This is a genomic window from Stenotrophomonas sp. 14P6.2.3, assembly GCF_057799055.1.
In genome coordinates, this window is the sequence record NZ_JBYOLA010000001.1 from 383,143 (window position 1) to 390,145 (window position 7,003).

Below are 7,003 nucleotides of genomic sequence, written 5' to 3' on the forward strand. Positions count from 1 at the left end.
TGAACTCCATCGTCCGCATGGTTTCCCCTGAAACCACGATATCGATGCGAAAGCCCCGCCATGGCGTGCTTTGCGTTGTATCTCCCTACGCCAGCGAATGTGACACAGGTCCATAAAGTCCACCGCACAGGCGCCGCTATCTCGACATGACGGCAGTCACCGAACCCCCACCCGGCACGACCGTTCCCTCCTGCAACGACCTTTTTGCCCGCGGCGCCGCCGCCGGTATTCTGCCCACCTTGGAGCACCCTGCATGAAGTGGTTCCACGATCTGCCCATCGCCCGCAAGCTGGCTGTGGGATTCACCCTGACCACCCTGATGACCGTCGTGCTGGGTGCGTTCGCCCTGCTCCGCCTGTCCGAAGCCAATGCGCAGCTCAGCGCGATGGCCTCCAACGATATTCCGTCGGTGCAGTACCTCGGCGAAGTGCGTTCGCAGCTGGGTGAATTCCGCACGTACGAACTGGCCCAGCTGAGCATGCTGGACCAGCCGGAGAAAGTGGCCGACTACAACAAGCGCATGAGCGACACCGCCAAGGTGGTGCGCGAACAGCTGGCAGCCTACGCCGCGCTGCCGGCCGGGGCCAAGGAGCGCGCGCTGTACCAGGCCGTGCAGGCCGACGTCGATGGCTACTTCGCCGCCAACACCAAGCTGCGCGAAGCTGCCACCGCAGGCGATGGTGAGGTGGCCCGGCAGATCTCCGACGAACAGTCTCGCCCGCTGCGCCGCAAGGCTTTCGAAGACCTCAAGGCACTGGGCGCCTACAGCAGCTCGCTGATGCAGGGCAAGATCGACGCCGCCAATGCCACCCACCGCAACAGCATGCTGGCCATCATCGCTGCCATCGTGCTGCTGGTCGTGGTCGCCACCACCCTGGCCGCGGTCATCTCGCGCGCCGTGGTCGGTCCGCTGGGCAAGGCCGTGCATGCCATCCAGGCCGTCGCCCGCGGCGACCTCAGCGTCACCACCCAGGCCACCGGCAAGGATGAAGCGGGCCGCATGCTGGCGGCCACCGCGGAGATGACCGCGATGCTGCGTCGCTTCTCCGAGCAGACCCAGCTGATGGCACAGATGCATGCCGGCCCCGATATCAGCCACCGCATTCCGGAAGACTTCCCGGGCGTCTACGGGCAGCTTGCCGGCGGCATCAACACGGTGATCTTCGAACACCTCGATGCGATCCGCGATGCCATCGACGTGCTCAACCAGTACGCCACCGGCAACCTCGCCCCCGACGCACGCCGCCTGCCGGGCAGCCGCGCGATCCTGCACGAATCGATGGATGCGGCCAAGGCCAGCCTGCTGGCGATCAACACGCAGATCCAGCAGTTGGCGTCGGCCGCTGCCGCCGGCGATTTCAGCCAGCGTGGCGATGCACAGCGCTTCGATCACGATTTCCGCGTGATGATCGAGCAGCTGAACAGCATGATGCAGGTCGCCGACGGCAACCTTGGCCAGCTGTCGCAGCTGCTGCAGGCGATCGCCGCTGGCGACCTGACCGCACGCATGGACGGCCAGTTCCACGGCGTGTTCGCCCGTATGCGCGATGATGCCAACACCACGGTCGCCCAGCTGACCCAGATCGTCAGCCAGATCCAGGCCAGCACCTCCAGCATCACCCTGGCCGCAGGCGAAATCGCCTCGGGCAACAGCGACCTGTCGCGCCGCACCGAACAGCAGGCGGCCAATCTGGAAGAAACCGCCGCGTCGATGGAGGAGCTGACCTCCACCGTGCGCCAGAACGCCGAGCACGCACGCCAGGCCAACCAGCTCGCCATCGGTGCACATGGCGTGGCCTCGCAGGGCGGCGAAGTGGTGGGCCAGGTGGTCACCACCATGTCGGCCATCGAGGCGTCCTCGAAGAAGATCGCCGAGATCATTTCGGTCATCGATGGCATCGCCTTCCAGACCAACATCCTGGCGCTGAACGCTGCGGTCGAAGCCGCCCGTGCCGGTGAACAGGGCCGTGGTTTTGCCGTGGTCGCCAGCGAAGTGCGTACCCTCGCTCAGCGTTCGGCCGCCGCTGCCAAGGAAATCAAGGGCCTGATCGACGAATCGGTCGGCAAGGTCGCCGAGGGCTCCAGCCTGGTCCACCAGGCCGGCAGCACCATGGGCGAGATCGTCGCCTCGGTGCAGCGCGTGACCGACATCATGGCCGAGATTTCTGCCGCCTCGCAGGAACAGTCGGCCGGCATCGAGCAGGTCAACCAGACCGTGGTGCAGATGGACGAAACCACCCAGCAGAATGCCGCGCTGGTGGAAGAAGCCACTGCTGCAGCGCGGGCGATGGAAGACCAGGCCGCGCAGCTGGGCGAGGCCGTTGCACGCTTCCGCCTGGCCGCACCGAGTGCAGGCACTGCGCTGCCGCGTGCAGCGATGGCCACGACCGGCAGTGCTCCGCGCAAAGCGGCGCCCGCCCCCATCGCGACGCCATCGCGCGTGCGCAAGCCCGTTGCGCAGCCAGCACTGGCCGGCGACGGCGACTGGCAGGAGTTCTGACAGCAGCATCGGGGTGGCCCCGCGCCACCCCGACAGCGGACAGGTGGCGCCGGGCCATGCCCGGCCCCAGCCTCGAACTTGCCCTGCGGCTTCCGGCATGGCACAACGAAGCCGTCGAACGCGTCCGGTGCTACATAAATCCGCACCGCAGCCGATACTTCTTTCGAGCCACGCGCCCACACGCGTTGGCGCCCGCCCCTGACCACAGATTCCATGTCCGACGGCCACGACACTGCACCGCCCGAAGTCCATGCGGCCGACGCCGCCGACGATCGCTTTCTGGTCCGCAATCCGCGCCAGGTGCGGCAGCTGCTGCGCTCCCTGATCGAGCAGCGATCACTGATCAACGCCCATATCGACGGGCGTGATCGCTCCTTCCCGACCGCCCTGCTCGAACTGGACGACGACGAGGACATCCTGCTGCTCGATGGCAGCCCGCAGGAAGCCTCCAACCGCGCCGCCGAACAGGCCGACCACCTGCTTTGTTTCGCCCAGCTGGAACGGGTAATGGTGCGTTTCCGCCTGCACGACCTGCAGCGCGTGGACAACGAAGGCCACGTCGCCTTCCGGGCACCGTTCCCCGAGGAGCTGGTGCACCTGCAGCGGCGTGAAATGTACCGGCTGGAGACCCCCATCACCGATTCACCGCAGTTGTTGCTGCCGCCGGGCGAGGCTCGCGCCGAAGCGTTGTCGATGCGGGTGGTGGACATCAGTGGCGGCGGCCTGGCGGTGACCGTGCCCGTCGATTGCGCGATCTTCAGCCTGCAGCAGCGCTACCGGGCACAGCTGTCGATGCCCGATGGCCCGGACCTGCAGATCGACCTTGTGGTCTGCAACCTGCTGCCGCAACGCCTGCCCAACGGAACCGAGGTCAAGCGCGTCGGCATGCGCTTCGACGAACTGCCCCGCGGTGGCGACAGCGCCATCCAGCGCTACATCTTCCGCATCGACCGCCAGCGCAAGGCACGCCGCAACGGCGAGCTCTGACATCCCCACAACGGCAACCTCGGAGCCGCGTGGATGCCGGCCCAGTAGATCCACGCCACGCGTGGATGGATGCCTAAAGTCCCCCACTACGGGGCCGATATCGAGCCTGACACCGGCACTTCCGGCAGAACCAGGACCCCTCGATGAACGACAAGAACAGCTCCGCCGCCGGCGCCGATGGCGAATTCCTCAGTTTCACCCTCGGTGCCGAGCACTACGGCGTGGACATCCTCAAGGTGCAGGAAATCCGCGGCTACGACGCCGTCACCCGCGTCCCCGATGCCCCGGACTACATCAAGGGTGTCATCAACCTGCGCGGCACCATCGTGCCGGTGATCGACCTGCGCCTGAAGCTGCGCCTGGAAGATGCCCGCTACGACGCCTTCACCGTGATGATCGTGCTCAACGTGGAAGACCGCGTGGTCGGCATCGTGGTCGACAGCGTCTCCGATGTGATCCCGCTGTCGGCCGAGCAGATCCGCCCGACCCCGGAATTCGGCGCCGCCGTCGACACCCGCTTCATCTCCGGCATCGGGACCCACGATGACCGCATGTTGATCCTGCTCGATATCGAAACCCTGCTCGACAGCGCCGACATGGGCCAGACCCACGTCGTCGAAGACGCCGCCGCCTGAACAAACGGACCTTCTTCACGTTTCTGTTACGCAGCCCTTCAGTTCCCCCCATCCACGCCGATAGGGGGACAGAAGCCGGTCGCGCAGGAACGCGCCAAGGCCGGATCCACCATCACCATCCCCGGAGAATCACCCCGATGAAGTCCCTGCTTGCGTTCGTTTCGGCTGCCGTCCTGGCCACCACCGCTTCCTCCGCCTTCGCGCAGTCGGCCGAGATGATTCCGCCGGAGATGGCACCGCGCGCCGTCGGCAAGGACGGCATGGTCTGCGGCAAGGTCGAAAAGGCCCGCTTCGCAGAAGGTTCCGAAGGCCAGCCGACTTTCCTGTACATGGGCGGCGCCTTCCCGCGCCACACCTTCTCGGCCCGTATCGCCGGCGAGAACCGCGGCAAGTTCTCCTTCCCGCTGGAAACCCTGGAAGGCAAGACCGTGTGCGTGATCGGCAAGATCCAGCGCGATGCGTCGCGTGCGGAAATCGAAGTCAGCTCGCCGTCCAGCCTGAAGCTGGCCAACATCAAGTAATCCGCTGTCCGTCAGACCGCGCCGGCCAGCGTGCCGGCGTGGCTGTTGCAACCGGGCCCCGCGCCCGGCCGCGTCTGCCTTAGGAGATCGCAACGCCCATGCCGTGGATCAACAACCTGAAACTGATGCCGAAGCTCATGCTGACCTTCGGTGTCCTCTTGCTGGTGATGCTGCTGCAGGGCATCGTCGCCTATCGTGGCCTGCATTCGCTGAACAACGTGACCACCGAACTGGCCGGTTCACGCATGGAGAGCATCCGCATGGCCGGCGAGATGCGCGGCATGCTCGGCGAGTATCGCAACAGCGCCTACCAGCAGCTGATCCGCGCCAGCGACGACGTCAAGGCAGACGCCCGCAAGCAGGCCGCCGAACTGCGCACCAGCATGGACACGTCGATCAAGGACTATCCGAAGCTGGTCGACAACGCACAGCAGAAGAAGCTGTTCGATACCTTCGCCAAGGACTGGAAGGACGCGCTGGCCTCCTATGACAGCGTCACCGAGATGCTGGAGCTGGACCTGCCCGACGACGCGATCGATACCTTCGTCGGCGAGACCCGTACCAAGCACCGCAAGGCTGGCGCCGCGCTTGAAGCGCTGATCGCCGAAGACAACCGCCTCGCCCGCGCCTCGCGCGACGAAGCCGCCTCCACCTACTCCGCCTCGGCCGTGCTGACCGTCATCGCCCTGCTCGGCGGCGCCGCACTCGGCCTGGTGCTGGTGTGGCTGTTCGCCCGCGCCCTGGTCGGCAGCGTGCGTGGCGCCGTTTCGGTTGCCAACGACGTCGCCGGTGGCAAGCTCGATGGCCATATCGACGTCAGCCGCCAGGACGAAGTGGGCGAACTGATGCAGGCCATGCAGCGCATGCAGCGCGACCTGCGCGAGCGCACCGAAACCGACCAGGCCATCGCCCGCGAGAACCTGCGTATCCGCACCGCGCTGGATTACAGCTCGACCGGCGTCTACCTGACCGATCCCAGCAACACCATCGTCTACAGCAACCGCGCCCTGCAGCAGACCCTGGTCCAGTACCAGGACGAGCTGCGCCGCGACCTGCCCGACTTCGACGCCCACGCCTCGCTGGTCGGCAAGCCGGTCACCGTGCTCGAGCACCGTGGCGAGATGGACAACACGCTGCTGGCCAACCTCAAGCAGCATGGCGTTGCCCGCCGCCCGATGCAGTACGGCGATGCCCAGTTCGCCCAGGTCGTGTCGACCATCCGCAACGAAGACGGCGACACCGTCGGCTACGTGGTGGAATGGCGCGACCGCACCCAGGAAGCACAGGTCGAGGCCGAAGTGGCACGGGTGATCGCCCAGGCCGCCGCCGGTGACCTGTCCGGCCGCATCGATGCCAACGACAAGGAAGGCTTCTTCCTGCAGCTGGCCCAGCAGATCAATGGCCTGCTGGACGCCAACTCGGGCAGCATCGAACAGATTTCCGGCCTGCTCGCCGCGCTGTCGCAGGGTGACCTGACCGTGCGCATGCACGGTGACTACCAGGGCGTGTTCGCCCGCATGCGCGACGATGCCAACGCCACCACCGCACAGCTGAGCGAGATCGTCACCCGCATCAAGCAGTCCAGCCGCGCGATCAGCTCGGCCGCCGGTGAAATCGCCTCGGGCAACAGCGACCTGTCGCGCCGTACCGAGCAGCAGGCGGCCAACCTGGAAGAAACTGCCGCCTCGATGGAAGAACTGACCTCCACCGTGCGCCAGAACGCCGAACACGCACGCCAGGCCAACCAGCTCGCCATCGGCGCGCACGGCGTGGCTTCGCAGGGCGGTGAAGTGGTCGGCCAGGTGGTCACCACCATGTCGGCCATCCAGGCCTCGTCGAAGAAGATTGCGGAGATCATCTCGGTCATCGACGGCATCGCCTTCCAGACCAACATCCTGGCGCTGAACGCCGCGGTGGAAGCTGCCCGTGCCGGCGAACAGGGTCGTGGTTTCGCGGTGGTCGCCAGCGAAGTGCGCACCCTCGCCCAGCGCTCGGCCGCCGCGGCCAAGGAAATCAAGGGCCTGATCGACGACTCGGTCGGCAAGGTCAATGATGGTTCGGCGCTGGTGCACAAGGCCGGCGCCACCATGGGCGAGATCGTCGCCTCGGTGCAGCGCGTGACCGACATCATGTCCGAGATCTCCGCTGCCTCGCAGGAGCAGAGCGCCGGCATCGAGCAGGTCAACCAGACCGTTGTGCAGATGGACGAAACCACCCAGCAGAACGCCGCGCTGGTGGAAGAAGCTACTGCTGCCGCACGGGCGATGGAAGAACAGGCGGGTCATCTCAGCGAGGCGGTATCGATCTTCGTGGTCGACGAAGCCGAAGTCGTGGTCGCCACGCGCACGCCGGCACCGCGT

General features: G+C 66.3%; 5 protein-coding genes. All 5 read left to right on the plus strand.

Annotation, left to right across the window (positions count from 1 at the left end; all coding sequences use genetic code 11):
• The first annotated feature begins 253 nt into the window (after positions 1 to 253).
• Positions 254 to 2,500, plus strand: coding sequence for a methyl-accepting chemotaxis protein (locus AC27VL_RS01680; protein ID WP_488765390.1), 2,247 nt, complete (start codon positions 254 to 256; stop codon positions 2,498 to 2,500).
• Positions 2,501 to 2,713: 213 nt separating this feature from the next.
• Entirely contained in the window at positions 2,714 to 3,487 is a 774-nt protein-coding gene (locus AC27VL_RS01685; protein ID WP_100552461.1) for a flagellar brake protein, read from the plus strand.
• A gap of 143 nt (positions 3,488 to 3,630) precedes the next feature.
• Positions 3,631 to 4,122 carry a chemotaxis protein CheW gene (locus AC27VL_RS01690; RefSeq protein ID WP_099818377.1) on the plus strand — a complete coding sequence of 164 codons (492 nt, stop codon included), beginning with the start codon at positions 3,631 to 3,633 and terminating at the stop codon, positions 4,120 to 4,122.
• A gap of 137 nt (positions 4,123 to 4,259) precedes the next feature.
• Complete coding sequence (locus AC27VL_RS01695; RefSeq protein ID WP_025878966.1) at positions 4,260 to 4,643, plus strand: hypothetical protein; 384 nt, start codon at positions 4,260 to 4,262, stop codon at positions 4,641 to 4,643.
• Positions 4,644 to 4,741: 98 nt separating this feature from the next.
• Positions 4,742 to 7,003 (plus strand): methyl-accepting chemotaxis protein (locus tag AC27VL_RS01700; protein WP_488765392.1); only part of this gene is annotated, 2,262 nt, incomplete at its 3' end.

What these genes read in the sequence shown, in the direction of transcription:
- AC27VL_RS01695 (WP_025878966.1), top strand. Translation starts at nt 4,260, where the DNA reads ATGAAGTCCCTGCTTGCGTTCGTTTCGGCTGCCGTCCTGGCCACCACC.
- AC27VL_RS01690 (WP_099818377.1), top strand. Translation starts at nt 3,631, where the DNA reads ATGAACGACAAGAACAGCTCCGCCGCCGGCGCCGATGGCGAATTCCTC.
- AC27VL_RS01685 (WP_100552461.1), top strand. Translation starts at nt 2,714, where the DNA reads ATGTCCGACGGCCACGACACTGCACCGCCCGAAGTCCATGCGGCCGAC.
- AC27VL_RS01680 (WP_488765390.1), top strand. Translation starts at nt 254, where the DNA reads ATGAAGTGGTTCCACGATCTGCCCATCGCCCGCAAGCTGGCTGTGGGA.